Annotated in this window: 19 protein-coding genes and 1 tRNA gene; 9 read left to right on the top strand and 11 right to left on the bottom strand. The window is 53.8% G+C overall.

Features of this window, described 5'->3' with window-relative positions:
- Positions 1-14: 14 nt before the first annotated feature.
- The 5 genes from CKL79_RS03725 to CKL79_RS03705 form a co-directional block, all read right to left on the bottom strand.
- Positions 15-977, bottom strand: coding sequence for an RNA polymerase sigma factor, RpoD/SigA family (locus CKL79_RS03725; RefSeq protein ID WP_121968248.1), 963 nt, complete (start codon positions 975-977; stop codon positions 15-17).
- 294 nt (positions 978-1,271) lie between these two features.
- A complete protein-coding gene (locus CKL79_RS03720; RefSeq protein WP_121968247.1) occupies positions 1,272-2,723 on the bottom strand; it encodes a GTP-binding protein in 1,452 nt (483 codons plus the stop codon).
- A gap of 9 nt (positions 2,724-2,732) precedes the next feature.
- Positions 2,733-4,181 (bottom strand): DUF697 domain-containing protein, encoded by a 1,449-nt coding sequence (locus CKL79_RS03715; protein WP_121968246.1) that lies wholly within the window; start codon positions 4,179-4,181, stop codon positions 2,733-2,735.
- Between the two features lie 111 nt (positions 4,182-4,292).
- Entirely contained in the window at positions 4,293-5,126 is an 834-nt protein-coding gene (locus CKL79_RS03710; RefSeq protein ID WP_121968245.1) for an inositol monophosphatase family protein, read from the bottom strand.
- A gap of 50 nt (positions 5,127-5,176) precedes the next feature.
- Positions 5,177-5,545: a 2Fe-2S iron-sulfur cluster-binding protein gene (locus CKL79_RS03705; RefSeq protein ID WP_121968244.1), complete on the bottom strand. Its 369-nt coding sequence runs from the start codon at positions 5,543-5,545 to the stop codon at positions 5,177-5,179.
- Between the two features lie 111 nt (positions 5,546-5,656).
- Here CKL79_RS03705 and CKL79_RS03700 point away from each other — a divergent pair.
- Positions 5,657-5,743, top strand: a tRNA-Ser gene (locus CKL79_RS03700).
- A gap of 38 nt (positions 5,744-5,781) precedes the next feature.
- Here CKL79_RS03700 and CKL79_RS03695 read toward each other — a convergent pair.
- From CKL79_RS03695 to CKL79_RS03680, 4 genes are all read right to left on the bottom strand, one after another.
- The gene (locus CKL79_RS03695; RefSeq protein WP_121968243.1) at positions 5,782-7,164 is read right to left on the bottom strand and encodes a DMT family transporter; all 1,383 of its coding nucleotides are present in this window, start codon (positions 7,162-7,164) and stop codon (positions 5,782-5,784) included.
- Between the two features lie 146 nt (positions 7,165-7,310).
- Positions 7,311-7,802, bottom strand: a complete 492-nt coding sequence (locus CKL79_RS03690; RefSeq protein WP_121968242.1) for an AAA family ATPase — start codon at positions 7,800-7,802, stop codon at positions 7,311-7,313.
- Positions 7,803-7,815: 13 nt separating this feature from the next.
- Entirely contained in the window at positions 7,816-9,105 is a 1,290-nt protein-coding gene (locus tag CKL79_RS03685) for a glucose-1-phosphate adenylyltransferase (protein ID WP_121968241.1), read from the bottom strand.
- 218 nt (positions 9,106-9,323) lie between these two features.
- A complete protein-coding gene (locus tag CKL79_RS03680) occupies positions 9,324-10,727 on the bottom strand; it encodes a serine hydrolase (RefSeq protein ID WP_121968240.1) in 1,404 nt (467 codons plus the stop codon).
- Positions 10,728-11,025: 298 nt separating this feature from the next.
- Between CKL79_RS03680 and gatA the strand changes: the two genes are divergently transcribed.
- The 6 genes from gatA to CKL79_RS03645 all read left to right on the top strand — a co-directional run bounded on the left by gatA (position 11,026) and on the right by CKL79_RS03645 (position 20,132).
- A complete protein-coding gene (gene gatA, locus CKL79_RS03670; protein ID WP_121968238.1) occupies positions 11,026-12,468 on the top strand; it encodes an Asp-tRNA(Asn)/Glu-tRNA(Gln) amidotransferase subunit GatA in 1,443 nt (480 codons plus the stop codon).
- Positions 12,469-12,593: 125 nt separating this feature from the next.
- Complete coding sequence (gene ilvC / locus CKL79_RS03665) at positions 12,594-13,589, top strand: ketol-acid reductoisomerase (RefSeq protein WP_121968237.1); 996 nt, start codon at positions 12,594-12,596, stop codon at positions 13,587-13,589.
- Between the two features lie 242 nt (positions 13,590-13,831).
- Positions 13,832-16,393 (top strand): glycogen/starch/alpha-glucan phosphorylase, encoded by a 2,562-nt coding sequence (locus CKL79_RS03660; RefSeq protein ID WP_121968236.1) that lies wholly within the window; start codon positions 13,832-13,834, stop codon positions 16,391-16,393.
- Positions 16,394-16,651: 258 nt separating this feature from the next.
- The gene (locus CKL79_RS03655; protein WP_121968235.1) at positions 16,652-17,098 is read left to right on the top strand and encodes a hypothetical protein; all 447 of its coding nucleotides are present in this window, start codon (positions 16,652-16,654) and stop codon (positions 17,096-17,098) included.
- Positions 17,095-19,416 (top strand): tetratricopeptide repeat protein, encoded by a 2,322-nt coding sequence (locus CKL79_RS23060; protein ID WP_170943960.1) that lies wholly within the window; start codon positions 17,095-17,097, stop codon positions 19,414-19,416. The genes CKL79_RS03655 and CKL79_RS23060 overlap by 4 nt, the downstream gene beginning before the upstream one ends.
- A 92-nt stretch (positions 19,417-19,508) precedes the next feature.
- Positions 19,509-20,132, top strand: coding sequence for a Uma2 family endonuclease (locus CKL79_RS03645; protein WP_121968234.1), 624 nt, complete (start codon positions 19,509-19,511; stop codon positions 20,130-20,132).
- A 21-nt stretch (positions 20,133-20,153) separates the two neighbouring features.
- On the opposite strand, the gene CKL79_RS03640 is transcribed toward CKL79_RS03645, so the two are convergent.
- Positions 20,154-20,732 carry a Uma2 family endonuclease gene (locus CKL79_RS03640; protein WP_121968233.1) on the bottom strand — a complete coding sequence of 193 codons (579 nt, stop codon included), beginning with the start codon at positions 20,730-20,732 and terminating at the stop codon, positions 20,154-20,156.
- 57 nt (positions 20,733-20,789) lie between these two features.
- Positions 20,790-21,731, bottom strand: a complete 942-nt coding sequence (locus tag CKL79_RS03635) for a M23 family metallopeptidase (protein ID WP_121968232.1) — start codon at positions 21,729-21,731, stop codon at positions 20,790-20,792.
- A gap of 186 nt (positions 21,732-21,917) precedes the next feature.
- Here CKL79_RS03635 and corA point away from each other — a divergent pair, with 186 nt between their 5' ends.
- Both corA and CKL79_RS03625 read left to right on the top strand, forming a co-directional pair.
- The gene (gene corA / locus CKL79_RS03630; RefSeq protein WP_121968231.1) at positions 21,918-23,111 is read left to right on the top strand and encodes a magnesium/cobalt transporter CorA; all 1,194 of its coding nucleotides are present in this window, start codon (positions 21,918-21,920) and stop codon (positions 23,109-23,111) included.
- A 130-nt stretch (positions 23,112-23,241) separates the two neighbouring features.
- Positions 23,242-23,757, top strand: a complete 516-nt coding sequence (locus CKL79_RS03625) for an adenine phosphoribosyltransferase (protein ID WP_121968230.1) — start codon at positions 23,242-23,244, stop codon at positions 23,755-23,757.
- The last annotated feature ends 60 nt before the right edge of the window (positions 23,758-23,817 follow it).

Genomic DNA, 23,817 nt, shown 5'->3' with positions numbered 1-23,817 from the left:
CAGCGCAGATAGACCTAGCCGACCGCAGCATACTCCTTCAGAGAAGCGCCTCGCTGACGCAGCTTTCTCAAGGCAGACCGCTCGACCTGACGCACCCGCTCTCTGCTAATGCCCATCGAGTCGCCAACCTGATGGAGGGTCATTTTGCTGCCGGTATCAAGCCCAAAGCGCATTCTGATCACAGCTCTTTGCTGCTCCGAGAGCGTCTTCGACAGAAGCTGACTCAAATCGTTTTTCAGCAGATTTCGAGTGGCATATTCTTCCGGCAAAATGCCTTCGTCTTCAAGCAGCGCCCCAAGTTCAGTGTTTTGCTCGCTGCCGATTTTCATATCTAGCGAAAGCGGGCGTCTTCCCTGCTCTTGCAGCTCTCTCAGCTTTTCAACCGATAGCGACATTTCGCTCGCCACTTCTTTAACTGTAGCCGGACGCCCCAATGACTGAGATAGCTGACGCTGCGCCTTGCGCATTTTTCTGAGCTTATCGCCAATGTGAATCGGTAGACGAATGACCCGGCTATTATTGCTGATTGACCGGGTGATCGCTTGGCGAATCCACCAGTAAGCGTAGGTTGAAAACCGATATCCTTTACCAGGGTCAAACTTTTCGACTCCCCGGTGCAGGCCAATCGTGCCTTCCTGAATCAAATCCATCATCTCCAGGCTGTGTCCGGCATACTTTTTAGCGACAGACACAACTAAACGCAGGTTAGACCTGACCATTTTAGCTCGCGCTCGCTGCCCAACCTCCACAGCTCTTTGCAGTTCCTCTGTAGAGAGAGCCGTGCTTTCGGCCCACACCGCTGGAGATGGCGTATCGCCCATCGACTCAACGAGATCTGATTTGGCCTCCTCAAGCTTCATGTACTTCTGTACTTTTTTACCTAGGGTAATTTCTTGTTCGTGGGTAAGTAGGGGAAAGCGACCAATATTTTTTAAGTAGCTCCTAACTAAGCTAGAGGACTGGGAAGTATTTTTCATGAAAGATTTTGAGACGGGTGAGCAAATAATCGAGAACGGCTGCCAACGATATAGATATCCGCTGAAGTCACTACTTTCATAGTGACTGCCGTACTTAATTGTTGCAGATTTAAAGTTTTATAAAATCCATCGAAAGTGACAGTATTTTCACTAATTTTGGCAGAACCTGGCTTGTATAGCTTCCGGCAGGCTGCTTCATAGGGATTTGGCCGTCAGATGATGGCCACACTGCTCACAAGCTAGCCACTCCTGAGGTGCATGAGCGCGTTTATGCAAATTTGACAAGGGGCATCCTCATTGTGCAGGAGAGGAGGGGTTCACCGCTGCTGGCTTAGTCTGCATTTCAGATCCCTTTTGTGGGCTGCCAATGGTTTCTTTAATTTCAGTCTGTAAGCGCTCCAGGGTAGAGTCAGCTTTGGCCCTGGCCAGAATGTTTTGCATTACGGTATTTACCCCGGTCGGCCCCCAGGTGCAGCCCTGTTGCAGATATACTTTGGCCGCTTGACCGACTGCGTAGGTACCATAGCCCGCTGCGCCAGCCTGGGCCGTCATTGCTCCGGCATAAGCGGTAAACCCTGAAAAGCTTTCAAAGGCACTCCAGATCGCCGCGCCACTCTTGCCAAATCCCAGCAGCAGGCTAGTGCCAAATTCGCTCAGCAGCAGCGTACTCGAACTGCGAATGATCGACTGCCAGAGCTTACTGGCTTCAAACCGGGTCATGGGAAAGCCATAGAGCCGAGAAAGCGCGCGAATCATCACAATGTCAGAGCCGATGCCGCCGAGCATATCGATGATGGCCACGGGGTTGAGAGAAACAGCGATCGCCTTATACTTCGCATACTGCCAAATCAGCTCGTCCGCATTGACCTGATTTAGCTCAGTCGTCTCTTCCGCCAAGCGCTGTTCGATCACGCCTGCCTGCCTCAGCGCGTTCAGAGCAATCAATGTCGCGCCTTCTTCTTGAACAATCTTTAAAAGAGTCTTCTTCAGCGGTTCTATCTGGGCGGGCGGCTGCTCCCACTCTTCAGTTGTGCGACCATCGGGCCACTCTACCCGCACCTGCAAAGGCGTCGGCTCAGCCGAGATCATCACAATGTCATCGACAAGTCTCGCGCCTTCTGGCAAATCAGCCTTGCTCTCAGTCTTCTGCCACAGCGCTTCTAAGTTTTTAGCGATCGCCTCTCGATCAGTTTCTGGATAGAGGTCTACCTTGTTGAACACCAGTAATAGGGGCTTGCGAGTCGCATAAAGCTGTTGCAGCGCCAGATATTCTACTTGGACAACATCGCCAGAAACAACAAACAAAATGAGATCGGCCTGTTGAGCAATTTCTCGCGCCATTTCCCCCCGCGACTGCCCTGCAATCTCGTCGAGACCAGGCGTGTCAATCAGCTCTAGCTTGAGCGGGTCTTTTGTCTCCTGCTCAATTTTTGGTTGCCAATACACCGACCGAGGCCATTGGGTGACTCCATTGAGCGGGCCAGTCTCCAACACTTTTTCACCCATTAGCGCGTTGATCACTGCCGACTTGCCCCGACTTACCAGCCCGAAGACAGCCACCCGTAAAAGCGAGCTATCCAGCTTGTTCATCAGCGTAGTGAGCTGGTCGATGCCACTTTTGACTGCTGCCTGACGGTTCAGCTCTTGAGCATCTAGCCGGGTCATCTTGAGCTGAGGAATATAGCGATCTATCGCCTGCCTGAGACTGGTGCGGGCTTGCTCTACTAAAGGGTTTTGCGCTGTCATGAGTAGACTCTACTGCGCTGTGGCAACTGGTTTGGCCTGGGGCAACGGCAGGTGAGCGAGTGCTTGCTGAACGAAGACCTGCAGGCCAGCGCCTTTCTTGGTGGCTTGAAAAAGAGACTGTAACCTGTCGCCCATCTCTCCAAACGCAGAGTTTTGCTTTTCAACAGGCAACAAACTTTGTTCTTCAAAAAAGTCAATCAGGCTGAGCCCCACCATGCGAGTAAGATAAGCCGCGCTCACACCCTGCAAAGCGCCGCCCGCGACATAGGTAGCCGCGTGAGTCTTCAGCAAACTGCCCAAAGCTTGCGTAGACAGCTCCACCAAACCCAGTTTTACCAACAGCTCAGCTAGCGTGCCTGCCGCCGTTTTCGCCTGTTCCAAAGAAAACTTTTGGCCATACACTGCGCCCAAATCAACAATCATCTGCGCATTGATGGCGGTAGAGGCGAGTAGATCTAAGCTGGCGAGCGGACTGGCAAAAGCGCTACCTGCGGCGATCCACTGCATTTGCTCTACGAGCGGTATGGCCCGCTGTCGGCGTTGGCAGTTAATCAACTGCTGAGCAGTATTCAAGAGCGCTTTGGCCTGCCGCAGAGCCGTGGTCATCACAAGCTGCTGCGCTTCTGTTTCGACAAGCTGAGTCAGCCTCTCTGTCAGGCTCTCTAGCTGCGGGTCCGGCTGTTCAAAAGATACTTCAATGTCGCCATTTTCCTGGTGGCGACGGACTTTTATCGGGCTAGGTTGGGCAGCGATCGCACTCACCCCAATCCCCAAATCTTCCACCCGCGTCTGAATTCTCTGCAGGACAGATTGACGATCCAAAGGCGCAAGCTGGTCTTGCTTGTTATAGGCAATCTGTACCCGGTAGCCCGCCTTCAGTAAAGATTGAATGCGCTGCAGCTCGGCCTGCATTAGGTCGGCAGCAGTGACGAATAAAACGAGGTCGGTATCAACCGGCGGCAAAGCCACGTCATCGGTCACTTCAGCGATCGCAGCGACAGTCGGCTGGCTCTTCTGCCAGGACTCGCTGAGCTGGGAAACTAGGGCTGTTTTACCGGTTGATGGGTTACCGACGACAGCGAATTTTAGCGTTTCGCGGTTCAGACTGGCGAGGGTTTGGGCGATCGCCTGTCGCTGCTGCGCTATCTGCGCCCAGATCGGCTGAGTTTGATCGGCCTGAACGTCGGCTGGCAGTTCTTTAATCAGCGTATTCAAGCGGGCTTCTACCTCAGAGAGAATCTGCTCAACGGCAGCTCTATCAACTGGCCCTAAAGCAAGGGGCGGCTCAATCGCTGCTGCTGGGCTGCGCTGCTTCAGCCACCAGAGCCCGGAGCCCAAAGCAAACATTCCCAGTAGCCCAGAGCCATCTCCCAGCGGAGAATGCCCGACAATATTCATCAGCCACAAGCTGGCTGACAAACCCAAACCACCGACTAAGATAGGACGCTTTAGTTGCATGAAAAAGTTACCGCGAGCTGCTGTATCTCTATTCTATAGAACCAGGCAAAATCGGCAAAGTAGGGAGAACCGAGGCGGTAACTTGCCTGGGAATAGACTGTGCTGTGAAACCTAACTTTGCTCAGGTGCAAACCGCTCCAGTGGCTTCACAGCCGTCAGCGCGCGACTCAGATCGCTGTGTACCTTGCCATTCGTCGCCAAAATCCGCCCTGACTCAATCTCAAACGGGCTTTGGTCATAAGCCGTCACCTGCCCTCCCGCCTCTTCAACTAAGATCACGCCCGCTGCCAAATCCCAGGGCGACAGCCCTCTCTCCCAATAGCCCTCTATCCGCCCGCAGGCCACATAGGCCAGATCAATCGAAGCCGCTCCGCCCCGACGCACGCCCTGAGTGAGATGGGTCAGATGGCAAAATTCGGCGTAGTTGTTATCAATCGTCTCGCGGCGGTCATAGGCAAAGCCAGTCACCAGCAGACTGTCGGCCAAAGATGCCGTACCCGAGACGCTGATCGGCTCCCGATTGCAGGTCGCACCCAGCCCCTTCGCCGCCCGAAAAAGCTGATTGTGAACCGGGTCAAAAATCGCCCCGACGGCTGGTTTACCGTCAATTAGTAAACCCACCGAGCAGCCGCAAAACGGATACTGATGGGTGTAGTTCGTCGTGCCATCCAGCGGGTCTACCGCCCAAAGAAGGCCGTCTGTCTGGGTGCCGATACTGCCCGACTCTTCTGCGAGAATGGCGTGGCCCGGCAGGTGCAACCGCAAGACGGCAAGCACTTCCTTCTCGGCAGCTTTATCGGCTTCGGTCACTAAGTCTCCAGGGCGACCTTTAGAGCGGATATCTGCGAGGTTGCCCCAGTAGTGCTGAAGCACTGCGCCCCCGGCTGAGACGGCTTCTGTAGCAATGTCAAGGAAGCGCTGGAGGTCGGCAGGAGAGTAGGTCATAGGTAGAAAAACTGATTAGTCAGACAAGCAAGAGTCTACGCTGTCATGGCTCAGTCATCTTCAATCGGGATGCCAAAGCGGACTTTGCCTTTGCCAAAGTAGCGGCCAAACTGCAGCTCGTAGACCTCGTCTTCATCTTGCGTCTCGACTTCTAGATCGCTGCGCGGATAGCTGACGCACAGCAGCGCGTAGCCCTGTTCGCGTAAGTCGGGCGATAGGCCCATCGCTTCTGGCTGATGCAGATCGCCAGAGAGTACGCGCACGGCGCAGGTGGTGCAGGCTCCGTTGCGGCAAGCAAAGGGCAGGTCAGCAGTCTGGTTTTCGGCGGTTTGGAGAATGTAGCGATCGTCCGGCACCTGCACGGTATAGTCAGTCCCTTTTTGGCGGTCGTGAATCCGAACGTTGTAAACCTCAGCCATAGATCAGCGAAAAAATCAGAGGGCAGTTCTATGATCGCATAAAGATAGCGATAGACGGCTCAATTTCTGATAGGATGGCAAAGCTGTAATGCGAGCATTACACGCCCATAGGGAGAGATGGCCGAGTGGTTGAAGGCGCAGCACTGGAAATGCTGTAACGGGGCAACTTGTTCGAGGGTTCGAATCCCTCTCTCTCCGTCCTTAAAATTAGGCAAAGTCGATAGGCAAAGTTGAGCTTACGGCTGAGGGCTGTCGCTGAGCTTTTCTTTGCCAAAGGCCACGCCGCCAATAGTCACCAGCGCGATACCAGTCCACTGAATGGTTTCTAGCGAGGGCGTTGGCATAAAGCTCCAGGCCAGCAGCACGGCCACCATTGGCGTAGCAGCAGCGACAATGGCAGTGCGAATACCAATCAGCCGCAGACTGCTGTAGTTAAACAGATAGGCCAGCAGCATCACCACGCCTAAAAGCAACCCCCAGAGAAAAAAACCTGGCCAGCTGATGTTGGCTAGCTGCAGCGGTTTGACCAACAGCACCAGGCTGCTGAGCACCGCCGCCGTAGAAAACTGGACGATGCTCGCCGGAATAGGGTGACACCGCTGCCGGTAGCTGAGATTGGTCAGACCGACATAGATGCCGAAGCAAATGCTGCCTAAGCCGCCCAGCAAAATAGCCGCAGGGGGGGCAGTGCTTAGAGCGGGCCTGATCACCAGCCAGCCGCCCATGGCGATCGCCACCAGCGCCAGCAGACCCAGCGGCGTCACCGCCTGTTCCTGGCGGGTAAAGCCCAGCGGCACAGCCGTCAGCGGGTAGAGAAACAGCAGCACTACCCCAATCGCTGGGCCAACTGCGCCAATGCTCTGATAGATCAGCGCCTGAGAGAAAAAGAGGGCCACGCCGCTGCCAATTAACAACGCTAACAGCTGCTCTTGCGTGTAGACCCAAGTCTGCAAGTCTTCCCAGGTGCGAGCGTAGAGCTGCGGTGCGAGCAAAACCAAAGCGGGCACTATGACCAGCATTCTCAGCCACAGCAGGGCCACGGACGGCACAAACCCCGTGCCAAGCTGCCCGATTTCAAACCCCAGCCAGAGTCCTCCCTGCCCCAAAACGCCAATTAGCCCGTAGTTCCAGGCGGCTAGCACCGTAGCGATCGCACTTAGCACCAGCCCTTTTCGCAGAGAAGTCTGGCCTACCGACTGTCGAGATTGGCTGCCCTGACGACGCTGCGCCGATGTTGCAGGAATAGGCAACTCCAGCCGCTCGTCAGTAGTCGAGGCTATCTGAGCTAGAGGCGGTACAGATGACTCGCCAGGCAAAAGCGGCCCGCCTGCTGCTGCTGCCGGGCCAATAGCAACGCCGCGCTCCGCCCAGTCTGCCAGGTGCCGCAACGACTGCACATCGGTTTGCAGTCGCTCATAGTCTTGCTGCAGCGTAGTGATTTCGGTTTGGAGTTTGGTCTTGGTGGTCTTCAGGCGGGCAATATCTTTGGTCAGCTGACTAGCACAGCGCAGCTTTAAAGGGTCTAGCGGGTCATCTGGGTCAGTCTCTGCAGGGGGCGCGGCTGACAGGTCAGTTGGCCACAAATCGTCGTCATCGAAGGCTGGGCGAACCGGCTTCATTGTTTGCGTTTAAACAGAACTTGTCTGTGAGCATACCAGACTGCCTTCAAGACTGCCCAAGCAGAAGAAATTCACGCTCGGAAGCCGCTATAGACTTAGCTGGCATTGTCTGTTTGCCTGTCGAATTAATGGTCAAACAGGCCGGTTTAAACGGCGGCTTCAGGCGGCTCTACCCGATAGACCTGATCCAACGCCTCTGCCCGAGTGGGGGGCGCAGCAGTTAGCTGACGATACATTTTTTCGATCACCTCGGCGGGCACCTGACGCGATCGCGCCCGATTACGCATTAGACAAGTCGCCAAAGGCGTATCCATCCACACAGCGACTACCGGCGCATACCCATAGCTTCGGGCCATTTGCACAAACTCTCGGCGATGACGGCGGCGCACATTAGTCGCATCGTAAATTACCCCCGACGCCTGGCCTTGGGCGATCGCCAGGCGACCCCCGCTAAGCTGCTGAATCACCCTGCGCCAGATGTCTCGCCACTCCCCTTGAATGGCCGCATCGCCGTATAGCTGCCTGCGAATGTCGTCAGTTGAGACAATCAGCCAGCTCGGATAGCGGCGGGTATAGCGCCTAGCCCAGGTAGACTTACCGCTGCCGGGCAAGCCTACCATCACCATCAGCGGCACCATCAGCGGCGCATCTCTAGATAACGGTGTTATCAGGAATCACCGCGTTTTTAATCACCACGACAATGCCGCTGCGAATGTAGTAGCCCTCAGACTCACGTTCGGCCTCTTCGACGTTGTCTTTATTGATAATTTGCACATTGCGACCGATACGGGCATTTTTATCAATGATGGCTCGCCGGATTACCGAGCCTTCGCCGATGCCCATGGGAATCTTGCTGCCTGTATCAAACTGACCGCTTTCGTCTGTTGCTTCGTAATAGTCGCAGCCCATCACCAGAGAGCTATCAATCTCACAGTCGGCGTGAATGCGCTGACGCAGCCCAATCACCGAGTTATGCACGCGGCACTCTTTGAGAATGCAGCCTGGGCTGATAATCGACTCGGTGACGTGGCAGTCTTGCAGTTTGCTGGGGGGGAGATAGCGCGATCGCGTGTAAATCGGCGCGTTTTCTTTAAAGAAGCTAAAGGCCGGATCGGGCTGATTGGTCAGCGCAATATTGGCTTCGTAAAACGCCTCAATAGTCCCAATATCTTCCCAGTAGCCCTTAAAGAGATAGGCTTGCACGTTGTAATCGCGAGCAGAAGCCGGAATAATTTCCTTGCCAAAGTCGGTCTGGTCGGGATACTTGTTCAGCAGATCGATCAGCACCTGCTTTTTAAACACGTAAATGCCCATAGAGGCGATAAACGGCTTCTCTTCAGACTCTTCGGGCGATAGACCCATGGCGGTCGTATCAACCTTCATCTTTTCGAGTGCTTCGCCCTTGGGTTTCTCAGAAAATTCGACAATCTGATTGTTCTCATCGACCTTCATCAGGCCAAAGCTAGAGGCGGTTTTATAGCCGATAGGGACGACTGAGAGGGTGACATCTGCGCCGCTTTCGCGATGCTTTAGCACATAGTCGCAGTAATCCATCCGATAGAGGTGGTCACCCGATAGAATAATAAACTCATCCACATCCGCCTCTTCAAACATCCACAGATATTTGCGGACGGCGTCGGCTGTCCCTTCAAACCAGCTAGGGCTGTCGGGTGTTTGCTGCGCAGCGAGCACTTCGACAAACCCGTCGCTGAAGGTCGAAAAATTATAGGCTTTGGAGATGTGCCGATTTAAAGAAGCTGAGTTGAACTGAGTGAGCACATAAATCTTTAAAATGTCAGAATTGATACAGTTGCTGACCGGAATGTCGATTAAACGATACATCCCTGCTAAGGAGACAGCGGGCTTAGCACGGTACTTGGTCAGCGGATAGAGACGAGTGCCAGCACCGCCCCCCAAAATAATTGAAAGAACTCTTTTCACAACGTCAACCCTAACTTACAGAAAATAAGCCATCCTTACTTCACATTTAAGTGTGTGCCTGTGCCTGCCAGTTGGCAAGGGGGAATCGGTAGATATATTGACGAATACCGGTGCGAAAATCTGTTTTTGTCAAGAGAAATACATTGCTCCGGGGTGAGCCAAAATCTATTGCAATAGGGTACGGCCAGCAAGATTGAGTGCAGATGCCAAGGCGTCGGCTACCGCTCAACGCGCCCCGATAGCGGACCGGTTTCTAGCAGGTGAGCGGCGATCGCCCGAATACTCTGCTGCATGGCGACGACATCGCCACTGTGGTCGAGGGCAACGGTCAAAGCGTAGCGCTCTTCGCCTATTTTCACGGCCAAGGTAGAGCCCAAGACGCGGTTATTTTGCCCGGTTTTCTCCCCAATCCAATGCACCGCTGGCCCCAAGTCTTTGAGTGCCTCATAGCCTAGCTCCTGATCGTGCTGACTCACTAGCGCGCTCACTAGTTCCTCATCGCCCGGCGTCTCTAGCTGATAGATCTGCACCATCATTGCGGTCATGGTGTTAGTGGTCAGTCGGTTTCCGCGAGAGCCGGGGTTTTGCGGCATCACCCGGTCGCCAATTAGCTTATGACCCGCGTAAGTGTCGGTGTAGCCCAAGTCATTTAGGGCTTTAGCGATATAGTCACGGCCAACGTAGTCGATCAGCTGATTAGTAGCGGTGTTGTTGCTCTGATTGATCATGCTAGACATGACCTTTCGTAAGGGGTACTCATTGCCCACTTCGATGACGGCCCCCTGCGCATCTTCGGTAAAGTTGCCAGGGTCGATATAAATTTCGCTATCGAGGTCAATCTTTTCGGCGGTGACTTTGTGCATCAGGGCGACCGCCACCGGCACTTTAATCAAGCTAGCGGGGCTCGCCATCGGCTGGTCGCCCCGATGATGGCGGCACAAGTCGCCGTCAATCTGTCCTGACTGAGCCTGGCTGTCTTGTTGACTGGCAGATTGACTGACTGTCTGAGCGCTCAGACGGGTCTCGACCGGATCAATCTGACAGAGCGTAATATGTACCAGATCAGGGTTGACCTGAATACCGCTGAGAATGTCAGTGAGAAAAGCGCTCTCTGCCTGAAAAAGCTTGCCGTCGGCGGTTGCCAGCAGCCGCTGATACTGCTCTCGCTTGATGGCTGCCTGCTTGTAAAGGTTTGAGCCTTGAGGAATAGCCGCCAGTTTCTGGAGGGAGGCACGCCACAAAAATTGCTCGCGCCGGATAAACGCTAAGCTACGATCGCCTTCGTCGGATTCGCGGGCTGTCAAATAGGCAGAAACGGCCTGGTCAGCTAGCTCCATCGCCCGGTTATAGTCGCGAGCCGCTGGGCTGCTGAGCGCGTTTACCGGAGTATTGGGTTCAAGTTCAGGGTCAGTGGGCTCAGCGGACTGGCGCTGTAGGCTAGAGGGCCATTTGCCCCAATCGTCAAAAATAGCTGGGTCAAAGACGCTCCTGTCAAAAGCCTGGGGCAGAACGGTGCGCGATGCCCAAGCAGCGGCTGACGGTGCGACCTTGAGCCCACCAACAATGCCAAAGGCAATGCCAAAGGTAGCGGCGATCGCCGTAGTGTACCCAAAACCGGACATAGTAAGGATATTTAGGGGATAGGTATCGCAGCAGCTAAAGCAGCCACCGTGGCTACTACTTGCCAGTAAAGAGCCGCGATAGATTAGTTAAACCTGCCTAAATGCAGCCAGTAGCAGGTTTAACTAATCTTAGTAAAGCCTGAGAATAGCACTATTGCCGCCAAAAAATCGGTTTATCAAAGATAGTAGGTCTGCTAACCTAGCTAACTGGAGCCAGAAGATGCTCAGCCCCAAATCACCCTGCCAGCCCAAATTACCCTGCCAGTCAAAACCGCCCTTACAGGAGCGAGGAACCCCTATGTCAGCCATCCGCGAGTTGCACCATCAGCTCACGAGCAAAACACGCACTGCCGTCGAAATTGCTCAGGCCCAACTCGATCAGGCACAGGCCCTAGAGCCCCAGCTTAAAAGCTTTATCTCGCTGACCGCAGACAAGGCGCTGGCTCAAGCTCAAGCAGTGGATGACAAAATCGCAGCCGGAGAAGAGATCGGCCTGCTAGCGGGCATTCCGATGGCACTCAAAGACAACTTTTGCACAAAGGGCATTCGCACCACCTGCGGCTCCAAAATGCTGGAGAATTTTGTGCCGCCTTATGAATCGACCGTGACTGCCCGGCTCGACGCAGCAGGCGCTGTCTTCATTGGTAAGACGAACTTAGATGAGTTTGCCATGGGCAGCTCAACCGAGAATTCTGCCTTTCACACCACCGCCAATCCGTGGGATATCACCCGCGTGCCCGGTGGCTCGTCAGGCGGCTCGGCGGCAGCGGTCGCTGGGGGGCAAGCGCCGGTCTCACTCGGATCGGATACAGGTGGCTCAATTCGTCAGCCCGCTTCTTTTTGCGGCATTGTCGGCCTCAAACCAACCTACGGCTTGGTGTCGCGGTTTGGCCTGGTGGCCTTTGCCTCTTCGCTCGATCAGATTGGCCCGTTTGGTCGGACGGTGGAAGATACGGCGATTTTGCTAAGCGCGATCGCCGGTCACGATCCCAAAGACGCCACCAGTCTCAAGGTCAAAATCCCCGACTACACCCAGTCACTCAAAAAAGACCTCAAGGGCCGCAAGATCGGCATCATCCAAGAAACCTTCGGCGACGGCCTCGACCCGCAAGTAGAAGCCGCCGTTACCGCCGCCATCGAACAGATCAAAGCGCTAGGAGCGGAGGTTAAAACCATCTCTTGCCCCCGGTTTAACTACGGCGTCTCCGCCTACTATGTGATTGCTCCCTGCGAAGCCTCGGCTAACCTGGCCCGCTACGACGGGGTCCGCTACGGACTGCGCGCCGATGAAGCCAACCTGCTCTCGATGTACGGCAAAACCCGCTCAGAAGGCTTCGGCAACGAGGTCAAGCGCCGTATCATGATCGGCACCTACGCCCTATCGGCAGGCTACTACGACGCCTTTTATCTGAAGGCCCAAAAAGTCAGAACGCTGATGAAGCAAGACTTTGATAAAGCTTTCGAAGAGGTAGACGTGCTGGTCAGCCCAACGGTGCCAACCACGGCCTTCAAAGCAGGCGAGAAAGACGACCCGCTCAGCATGTACCTGCTCGACTTAATGACGATTCCGGTGAATATGGCCGGTCTACCCGGCATGAGCGTGCCCTGTGGTTTTGACAGCAACGGGATGCCCATTGGACTGCAGCTAATCGGCAACGTGCTGCGAGAAGATCTGCTGTTTGAAGTGGGCTATGCCTACGAGCAGGCGACTGACTGGCACAATAAGCTGCCGTCGCTCTAGCGCTTTAAGAGGCGGACGCATATTTGATAGAATCAAGTGTTCGACCCTACACATTCACACCTTTTGCACGAGCGGCTTGGGCAAGGGGGAATTTCGCAATTATGCAGTTATAAGGAGAATTTTCGATGGCTAAAATGTATTACGATAGCGACGCCAACCTGGATTTGCTCAATGGCAAAACGGTGGCAATTATCGGCTATGGTTCGCAGGGCCATGCCCACGCGCTCAACCTCAAAGACAGCGGTGTGAATGTGGTGGTAGGTCTGTATGAGGGCAGTCGCTCAATTGCCAAAGCCGAAGCTGAAGGACTCGCTGTTAAGTCAGTCGCGGACGCGGCTAAAGTGGCTGACTTTATTATGATCTTGCTGCCCGATGAGATTCAGCGCAGTATTTATAAAGAGAGCATTGAACCTAACTTGGAAGCTGGCAATGTGCTGGCGTTTGCCCACGGCTTTAACATCAACTTTGGCCAGATTGTGCCGCCTGCGGATGTCGATGTGGTGATGGCCGCACCCAAAGGGCCAGGTCACCTGGTACGCCGCACTTATGAGCAGGGGCAGGGGGTGCCGGCGCTATTTGCAGTCTATCAAGATGCGTCTGGGCAGGCCCGCGATCTGGCAATGGCCTACGCCAAAGGCATTGGCGGCACTCGCGCTGGCATTTTAGAAACCACTTTTCGCGAAGAGACTGAAACCGATTTGTTTGGCGAGCAGGCCGTGCTGTGTGGCGGCCTCAGTGAGCTGATCAAAGCCGGATTTGAAACGCTGACAGAGGCAGGCTATCAGCCAGAACTCGCTTACTTCGAGTGCCTGCATGAAGTGAAGCTAATCGTGGATCTGGTGGTCGAAGGTGGCCTGGCTAAAATGCGCGACAGCATCTCCAATACTGCTGAATATGGCGACTATACGCGCGGCCCCCGGGTGATCACCGACGATACCAAGGCGGCGATGCGGCAAATTCTTAAAGAAATTCAGACGGGGCAGTTCGCGCGCGAATTTGTGCTTGAAAGTCAGTCGGGCAACGCGGGCTTTAACGCGACTCGCCGGATTGAAGCAGAGCACCCGATTGAGGAAGTGGGCAAAGATCTGCGGGCGATGTTTAGCTGGTTGAAAAAGGTCTAGAGTCATTTTCTTAAGCAGAACTTAACACTTAGCTGTGACCAACCCGCCAAAATATGAGAGCTTTAGCGGGTTGGCAGTCGGTGCGGTATCGCACTTTACCGCCTGAAGCCGGATGTTATGACTTCATAGTAAGTTCAACCCCGGCGAAGATATCTGGGTATAACCTTGAGAAGTCTTGACGGGTGAGCAGACCTGTCAGAACGCACATTCTATTTTTTGATAATCTATCTTCTTTGTGACCTATGCAATCTAAAGAGATCAACGCCGGGCCAGCACATATGACGACGACTGTTCACGTAGAAGATGGCCGCACCGGGCTCACGCCAGAAACCTTAAAGCGGGCGTTCTTAGACAATTTGTTTTATGTGCAGGGGAAGTCGCCAGAGATTGCTACCCTGCAGGACTATTATATGGCGCTGGCCCATACGGTGCGCGATCGCATGCTGCACCACTGGCTCAGTACGGCGAGTACCTACCGCGCCCAACAATCGCGCACGGCGGTATACCTTTCAGCCGAATTTTTGATGGGGCCATACCTGGGTAACAACCTGATCAACCTGGGGCTCTACGAAGTTGTCGATAGTGCAATGGCCGACTTGGGTCTGAGCCTATCCGAGCTTATGGCTCAAGAGCAGGAGCCAGGACTTGGGAACGGCGGTCTAGGGCGCTTAGCAGCCTGCTATCTCGACTCTATGGCCACCCTGCAAATTCCTTCGCTGGGCTACGGCATTCGCTACGAGTTTGGCATCTTTAAGCAGGAGCTAGAGAACGGCTGGCAGGTTGAGAAAACCGATAAGTGGCTGGCCAATGGCAATCCGTGGGAAGTCGCTCGACCAGAGTGGGCGGCTCAAGTGAAGCTAGGCGGCTACACCAAAGCCTATACCGATATCAAAGGCAACTATCGGGTGGAGTGGGTGAGCGATCGCGTCGTTAAAGGCGTCCCCTACGACACACCGATTATGGGCTATCAGGTCAATACCGCCAACACGCTGCGGCTGTGGAAGGCAGAGTCACCTGATGCGTTTGACTTTTACGCGTTTAACCAGGGCGATTACTACGGCGCAGTCAACTCCAAAATCGTCTCCGAAAATATCTCCAAGGTGCTCTACCCCAACGATGAGCATTTAGAAGGTAAGCAGCTCCGCCTAGAGCAGCAGTATTTCTTTGTCTCCTGCTCGCTGCAAGACATGCTGCGGATCATGAGGGTAGAAGGGTCGCCGCTGGAGAGATTTCCCGAAAAGTACACGGCGCAGATGAACGATACGCATCCGGCGATCGCCGTCGCCGAACTAATGCGCCTGCTGATGGATGAAAACGAACTGGGCTGGGATCAATCGTGGGAGATCACCCAAAAAACGCTGGCCTACACTAACCACACCCTCCTACCCGAAGCTCTAGAACGCTGGCCAATTGATCTATTTGGCTCACTCTTGCCGCGCCACTTAGAAATTATCTTTGAGATCAATCGCATCTTTTTAGAAGACGTGCGGCTTAAGTTCGGTCAAGACAACGTCCGCATTGAGCGCATGTCTATTATCGACGAGAGCGGCGGTCGCTACGTGCGCATGGCCAACCTGGCCTGCGTGGGTAGCCATGCCATCAACGGCGTAGCCGCCCTCCACACCGAGCTACTCAAGCAAACTGTTCTCAACGATTTCTTTGAACTCTTCCCCGAAAAGTTTATCAACGAGACTAACGGCGTTACCCCTCGCCGCTGGCTGGTGCTGAGCAATCCTAAGCTCACTCGCCTGATCAACCAGCGCATTGGCACTGAGTGGCCAACTCACCTATCTCAGCTGAAAAAGCTAGAAGAGTTTGTTGACGATCCGGGCTTCCGTACCGAATGGCGACAGATTAAGCAGGCCAACAAAGAGACCCTAGCCGCTCGAATTGAGAAGGCCACTGGCGTAAAGGTTAGCCCTACCTCTATGTTTGATGTGCAGATTAAGCGAATGCACGAGTATAAGCGCCAGCAGATGAACGCGCTGCACATTATTTCGCTGTACAACAAGCTCAAGCAAAACCCTGAGCTGAACATTGTGCCTCGCACTTTCATCTTTGCGGGCAAAGCTGCGCCGGGCTACTTCATGGCCAAGCTAATCATCAAGCTAATTACCTCAGTTGGCTCTATCGTCAACCGCGACCCCGCTATTCGCGACCAGATCAAGGTAATCTTTTACCCCAACTACAACGTCACCAACGCTCAGCCTATCTACCCCGCTTCTGACCTTTCAGAACAGATTTCCACCGCTGGGTTTGAGGCTTCAGGAACAGGCAACATGAAGTTTGCTTTAAACGGGGCGCTGACCATCGGTACGCTCGACGGCGCTAACGTCGAGATTCGCGAAGAAGTGGGCGAAGATAATTTCTTCTTGTTTGGTATGAAGGCGCACGAGGTGGCTGAACTCAAGGAGTCAGGCTACAACCCGCGTCGGTACTATGAAGAGAATGAAGATCTGCGTGCTGTAATCGATCTCATCGGTTCAGGCATCTTCTCCAGCGGCGATACAGAGATGTTTAAGCCGTTGATTGACAACCTGTTGAATCAAGATCGGTTTATGGTGTTAGCCGACTATCAGGCGTACATTGACTGTCAGGGAGAGGTGAGCTTGGCCTATCGAGATCAAGACAAGTGGGTACGCATGTCTATCTTGAACGCGGCGCGGATGGGTAAGTTCTCTTCTGACCGCTCGATCCAAGAGTATTGCGATCAGATCTGGAACATCAAGCCAGTACCAGTTGAGCTACAGGAGTATGCCAAAACCCTGACAATGCTGACCGACAACAGCACCCGGTTGTCGTAAGACAGGCTTTGCGCTTACTTGTTAAAACAACCTCCGGTTCTTTCATCAGGCAACCTTCGCTTCCATGTCGAAGGTTACGTCGGGCTAAGGGCTGGAGGTTCTTGTTTAGCTCAGCAGAAAGGTGGCGATCATTCAGTGTGCAGCAAAAGCCAGCGGAATATGTCAATTTACTTTGAAGATTAGCGGCGATCGCTCGAATGATCACTGATGTTTGGTGATGATGGAAAGGAGTGGGAAAGTTTTTGAGGCTTTGAGAATATGGTTGAGCCGGTGAGTTTGACGGGGGCGATGCTGGCGGCGTTGGCGGCGAGCAAGTTTGTAGAGACGGCGGCGGTGAAGGCGAGTGAGGTGGTGATGCCTGCTGTGCTAAAGCAGGCAGGGACGCAGGTGGATGCGATGTGGCAGCGGGTGAAGCGGCACTTTGCCGGGAACGGGAAGGCGGAGAGCGCGATCGCCCAAATAGAAACCACGCAATCAACCGAGGCGCTCAGAAAGCTGGCAGTGTATCTAGATGATGACTTGCAGGAGCCGCAGCATCAGGCGCTGGCCGACGACCTGAGGCAAATGGCGCAGCAGATTATTAATATTGGGCAGCCGCAGCAAACGGCCACGACCTTTAATATTGACGCGCGGGATGAGGCCAGGGTGAACGCTGTCGGCGAACTCAATGCGACTACCGTGAACTTTGGGGATGGGCAGCGATGAGCGCAGAAGACGGCTCACTTAAAAAGCGGGTAGATGTTCGCGCTGAAGGTCAGTCGCGGCCAACGGTGATTGGCGGCGATGTCAATGCTAAAACGGTCAACTTTGGAGACCGAATTGAGACACAGCGGCAGATTTTGGTCTCAGATATTGACCCTAATCGGACACCGCGAAAACTAGCCTTCTGGGTAGATCGCACTCAGGTGCAGGCAGAGCTGCTTCGGCGGATAGATGAGCCACAAACTAAGCTTATAGAAGTGGTTGCGCTGGGTGGCTTTGGCAAATCGTCTATCGCGGTGTGGGCGGCTGAGCCGGAGCAGGCCAAAGCGAACCGGGTAGTTTGGGTGAACTTTTCAAAAGTGCCTTCTTTTAGCTCATTTGGTCGGTGGGTGTTGCAGGAAGTGGGTTTTTTGATTAAGGAGGAGACACCTGATGATGAGTCAATCAATCAGCTAGTGCATCGGCTAGCTGGGCAACGCTGTTTGCTCGTGATGGATCAGCTAGAGACGATCTCTAAGGCGGCAGATAAGGAAGCGTTTGAAGCATTTTTTGCGCGGTGGCAGCAGCAAGGGCAAAACAGTACGGTGCTGTTGACGACGCGAGAACGTTTTTTGTCCTCAGAAGGCTTGTGTTTGCAGCTTTCGGGGTTTACGCCTGCGGAGGGGGCTGCTTTTTTGCAAAAGCGAGGCATTACTACCGCTTTATCGGATGGATTGTCGCGGCTGTCGGGTGTGTGCGGCGGGCATCCGCTATTGCTAAACCTATCGGCAACCTGGCTAAAAGAAACGGCGGAACAGCGGCTCAATGAGGAGGATCTAATTTTCTTTGAGCGGCTGTTTCAAAATGACTTGAACGATTCAGAGACTCAGGTAGGAGAGATCTTTGAGCTGCTGCTGACGGCTTTACCCAAAAGGCTGAAGGCGGTGTTTCTGGAAGTATCGGTCTATCGGATGCCGTTTAGCTTGGCGCAGACGCAGGCAATGCAGCCCGAGGTGACGGAGGCGGGCTTGGCAACTTTAGAAGCACAGGGCTTTTTGTTAGGGCAAGCAGATCGGTGGCGGCTGCATCCTTTGGTAAATCAGCTAGTGGCAGCGGCGCTTCGGGCGGAAGGGTTAGGGCTGGGCGCGCACCGTAAAGCGATTAAATACTTTGAGGCTCAGCTTCAAGGAGAGACAAGACATATTCAAGACTGTCTGGAGTGTTTTCATCACTACTGCGAGTGTCAAGACTACAAAGCAGCCTATGACACCGTTGATCGCTGCTCTTTGTGGTTGGATTTGAGAGGTTTCTATCGCATTTTAGCGGTTACTTATGAACGACTGACCGTAGCGTGGCGAGCAAACCCACCGCAGGATACTGAAGGATGGGAAAAGTTCGGACGGGCTTTAACTCGTCTGGGCAATGCGTACAATTCACTTGGGAACCATCAGCAAGCCATCGACTTCCAACAGCAGTCCCTTGAGATTTCACGCGAGATTGGCGACCACAATGGCATAGCCGCCTCTCTCGGCAATCTAGGCAATGCGTACAATTCACTTGGGAACTATCGCCAAGCCATCGACTTCCTACAGCAGTCCCTTGAGATTTCACGCGAGATTGGCGATCACAAAGGCATAGCAGATTCTTTCGGCAACCTGGGCAATGCGTACGATTTACTTGGGGACTATCAGCAAGCCATCGACTTCCAACAGCAGTCGCTTGAAATTCGACGCGAGATTGGCGATCGCAAGGGCATAGCAATCTCTCTCGGCAATCTGGGCAATGCGTATAATTTGCTTAGAAACCATCAGCAAGCCATCGACTTCCTACAGCAGTCCCTTGAGATTCGACGCGAGATTGGTGATCGTAAGGGCATAGCAGACTCTTTCAGCAACCTGGGAAGTGCGTACGGTTCACTCGGGGACTATCAGCGAGCCATCGACTTCCAACAGCAGTCGCTTGAAATTCGACGCGAGATCGGCGATCGCAACGGCACAGCCCTGAGCCTATTCAACTTAGCCCTCGCCTACGCCAAGATAGACGAACACTGGAAAGCCTGCGAGGGGTATGCGCAGGCAAAAGAAATCTTCACTGAGCTAAAGCTTGCCCACAGGGTAGAAGAATGCGAAAAAGCCATCCAAGCGCGCAACCGCATCATCTCTCTCACTCCCAAAAAAGCCCCTTCTCTACCCACTAAAACCACTGAACCCGACTGGCTAGCAATATCCTTACCCACGGCACCCCCCGCCCGCTCAACCCAAAGCCAAAACTCACTCTCCAAGTGGCTTCCCTACCTCGCATTAGTCGCCATCGTCGCCCTCATCATCCTGCTACTGCAATAAAGCCCATCCACACCAAACCCAACCGAATCGACTGCCGCAAAGGATAGACGGGCATCCTTTAAGATAAAGAGGTGAATTAGCGGGTAAGCCCTATGAGTTCTCAGGCTGCGTTTTCGGCGATCGCCTCCCCCCCAGAGCAATCCCCAGAGCAGCGCGTTGTATTACAAGGCGTGAGCTGGCATCAGTATGAACTGTTGCTAGTCACACTCGGTGACGACTTCCCAGCATTGCGCCTGAGCTATCTCGAAAGCACCCTGGAAATCATGACGAATTCCCCGCTGCATGAAGAACTCAAAAGCATGATTGGGATGCTCATGGAAGCCTACTTTCAAGAGACACGCACTCGCTTTCATGGCATAGGGTCCGCCACCTTTCGTCAGGCCGCAAAGCAGCGAGGATTAGAGCCTGATGAATGCTACTGCCTGGGCGGGAAAAAGGAGCTTCCAGATCTAGCCATTGAAGTGGTGCTGAGCAGTGGCCTCATCGATAAATTAGACATTTATAAAGGCTTAGGCGTCACTGAAGTATGGGTATGGGAAGCCAGAAAATTTACCCTTTATCACCTCCGTTCCGATAGCCATTTAGAGAGGTACGAGCAAGTCGAAAGCAGCGAATTACTTCCTGATTGTGATATTGGTTTACTCGCTAGCTACATCAAACTAGAAGAACAATTCGATGCTGTTATGGCATTTCGAGACCAACTGAGAGCCAACTGACCCAACGCTCAAGTTCGTCTGCTACGACTTTTCTGTACTGAGTATGGTGCTAGCTGCGATCGCTAATTCTGGAAAGGTCGGGCTTTGGATGATTTGGCGATCGCGAAAAACGCCCACTTCCACATAGCTTTCCGCCTTCATTGTCAGTACAGTAATCTGCTTCAACAGCGGATCGATAATCCAATACTCTTCAATACCAATATCTTCGTACTGTCTGCGTTTGGCTACGTAGTCGCGGTCGTGCTGTAGGTTCCCAGGACTTACCACCTCAACAACAAGTAAAGGCGGCGGCATCATCAGACGAATAGTATTGCGTTGCTTCAGCAGCGCGACATGCTCCTCACGAACGATAGTTAAATCTGGATAACGATTTTTGGGCTCCCCTCGGACTTCTATTTCTAAGCCGTGGCCCCTGACGCGCGATCGCCCCACCAGCGTGGCAAAATCGATCAGCAAAGAGGTTGCAATCTCAACGTTATCGCCTGACTCGGGTGCCACTTTAACGAGTTCCCCATTGAACAACTCATAGAGATTATCAGTACCATCATCGTAGGCTAGGTAATCTTCATAGCTCAAAAACCGCAGCTTTGTTTCGATCATGGTCTAAAACCTCCCTTGCTTGCTTCCAGAATAACGCACGCATCGCGGCTCTTATCGCTACTCCTTTGGCGGCTCGCCGGTTACCGCAGATTCTAAGTACTGGGTAGCTGGCGGCACGTACTCACCGTCTATCTTGACGCGAAAGTCGTAATGAGCGCCGGTGCCAAGGCCGCTGTTGCCAGAGTAGGCGATCGCCTCACCCGCCTTCGCCTCCCCCTCCCGGCAGCCATTCTCAGACATATGCAAAGACTGAAACGTATAGCCCGGATAAGAGTCCGCCGTCTGATCAACCACCCAGCCGCCGCCATCGACATCCCACCAGCACTCGACGGTGACCGTATCGCCCGCTTTGCCCACGGCGTAAATCGGGGTGCCAATCGGGGTGGCCAAATCTACGCCGTTGTGGGGCACATTGGGTTCGCCTGTGACCGGATGAAAAGGGCGAATGCCATACTCATCACTGACTTCATAGCCAGCCACAATGTCACCCGTCACCGGCGTCACGATGTCTTCTATATCGATACTTTCTTCGCCAATCAGGGTGCGGGTCGTCAGCGAAACCAGGCGATCAGCAATGTAGAGCAGCGAGCCAATGATCAGAGCCGCACAGAGGCCCGTAATGATCAGCTTGAGCAGCGCCGTCCCGGTAGAAGAGGGCAGTTCGCTATCGGCAGCGGGCTCGGCAGTCGGGGCGGTGGCGGTATGAAAGTAGATATGCTGAGGCTGCGTCAGCGGGACGGCAACGCTCTGCTCTGTATGAACAGGCGCATGGCTAGCCGCAACGGGATCGAGCTGAATCGCATCGCTTGTGACAATAGACAGTTCACCGCGCCCGAGCTTTTCGAGCATGTCAGAAACGCTGCTGCAGCCAGCGGCGATCGCTGCTGTCCGTGCCCCGTGCCAGCCCGGAGCGGTCACGGTAACCCGGCAGGGCCGTTTAGGTTCACCCCGGCTAGCGACAGAGCGATCAAAAGCGCCTGGAGAATGTGGAGAATTCACTTACAGCATTTTTACCAAGAGGGCGACCAGATCCGCTAGCCTCTCACTAGCAGGGGTTGCCAGCAGCCAGCAAAGACGGAAATATAATAGCTCAAACTCATGAAACATTGTCGGCCAATCAGTCGGCTAGCAGCACTTTTTTGCCTGCAAATGGTTTCATAGCTATACAGTCTATGCGAGAGCGTAATGAGAAAAGCAAAACCCGAAGATTGGAATCAGGCTCTTGCCACAGCTGATGATGACGAAGATGAGCGCCGCCACTGGGACTACCACTACGACGAAATCGGCATGGCCCCCGGCACGCTAGTCATTAATCAAGATGCTTCACCCACTGAGCTAACGCTGATTGACTACAGTGAGACCTCAGCCATTCGAAGGCGGCTGCGATCGCCCGAAGAAGCCGCCCAACACCTCGATACCCACTCCATCTCATGGATAGACTTGCAGGGTCTCGGCAATGAAGACGTGCTCAATCGCCTGGGCAAAGTGTTTCATCTGCATCCTCTGGTCTTAGAAGATGTGGTCAACGTTCCGCAAAGGCCCAAAGTAGAATATTACGACGACCAGGTGCTAATTATCACCCGCATGGTAATGATGGCCCCCGACTCTAAAGATGATGATCCGCACTTTACCAGCGAGCAGCTCAGCTTTGTACTGGGGCAAAACTATCTGCTCACCGTTCAAGAAGAACTCAACCAGGACTGCCTGGACCCGGTGCGCAACCGCATCCGTCAAAACGCTGGCCGCATCCGCAGTGAAGGCGCTGACTATTTGACCTACGCCCTTTTAGACGCGGTAATTGACGCCTACTTCCCCGTGCTAGAAGAATACGGCGAGTATATCGAATCGCTAGAGGACGAAGTGATCTTCAGCCCCACGCGAGAAACCGTCCAAAAAATCTACCGGGTGCGCCGGGCGCTCATGTCACTGCGCCGCTCTATCTGGCCCCAGCGCAATGCGCTCAATCAGCTGATCCGCGATGTTAGCAGCAATAGCCCGCTGATCAGCACCGAGTCGCGGGTGTACTTTCAAGACTGCTACGATCACGTCGTGCAGGTGCTAGATATTGTCGAGACCTACCGAGAGCTGACGGCGAACCTGATGGATGTGTATCTCTCCTCAGTGAGCAACCGCATGAATGAAGTGATGAAAACTCTGACAGTGATTTCCTCAATTTTCATTCCGCTCACCTTCATCGTGGGCGTATACGGCATGAATTTTGATACTGAGGAATCTCCCTGGAATATGCCAGAGCTAGAGGCTTACTGGGGCTACCCCCTTTGCTGGGCAGGGATGATTGCCACTGCCCTGACGATGTCTTATTACTTCTGGCGTAAAGGCTGGTTTGATGATTCGGCCCCCAAAGTACCCAAGGCATAGATCATCGAGCGATCTAGGTAGGTTACACCCGCAGCCTATGACAGGCGCACTGTCCTGATAAGATACCCGTGATAGAGTGCTTAGACGCTTTTAACGGTGTTCAGTAAACAGAGTGCAGGTACGCGCCGCTATGGATCTCAAAGCCCTAATTAAGGACATTCCGGACTTTCCGCAGCCCGGTATTGTCTATCGAGATATCACCACGCTGCTGCAAGATCCAGAGGGCTTGCAGTATACGGTGACTCAGCTGACTGAGCAGGCAGCTAAGCTAGCGCCGGATTACATTGTCGGCATTGAGTCGCGCGGGTTTATCTTTGGGATGCCGGTGGCTCATCAGCTCAGACGCGGATTTGTGCCGATTCGCAAGCGCGGTAAGCTGCCTCGCGCTGTCTATGGGGTCGATTACGACCTAGAATACGGTCAAGACCGGCTGGAGGTGCATCAAGATGCTTTTACAGCAGGCAGTAGGGTGCTGATTGTCGATGATTTGTTAGCAACTGGCGGCACCGCAGCGGCAGCAGCTCAGCTGATTGAAAAAGCAGGGGCCACCGTAGCCGGGTTTAGCTTTGTCATTGAGCTAGAAGGGTTAGCTGGGCGCGATCGCCTTCCCCCACAATCCCAAATCATCAGCCTGATTCAGTACTAGCGACGGCCTGCTTTTCTCTGGTTTCATACTTTTGCTCACCGCTTTCCCTTAAACCTGTAG

Origin of the sequence: Leptolyngbya sp. BC1307, from assembly GCF_002286735.1 — a bacterium.
Taxonomy (GTDB): Bacteria; Cyanobacteriota; Cyanobacteriia; order Phormidesmidales; family Phormidesmidaceae; genus Phormidesmis.
The sequence above is the reverse complement of the archived record's forward strand: the minus strand, read 5'-3'. Positions and strand labels throughout refer to the sequence as shown.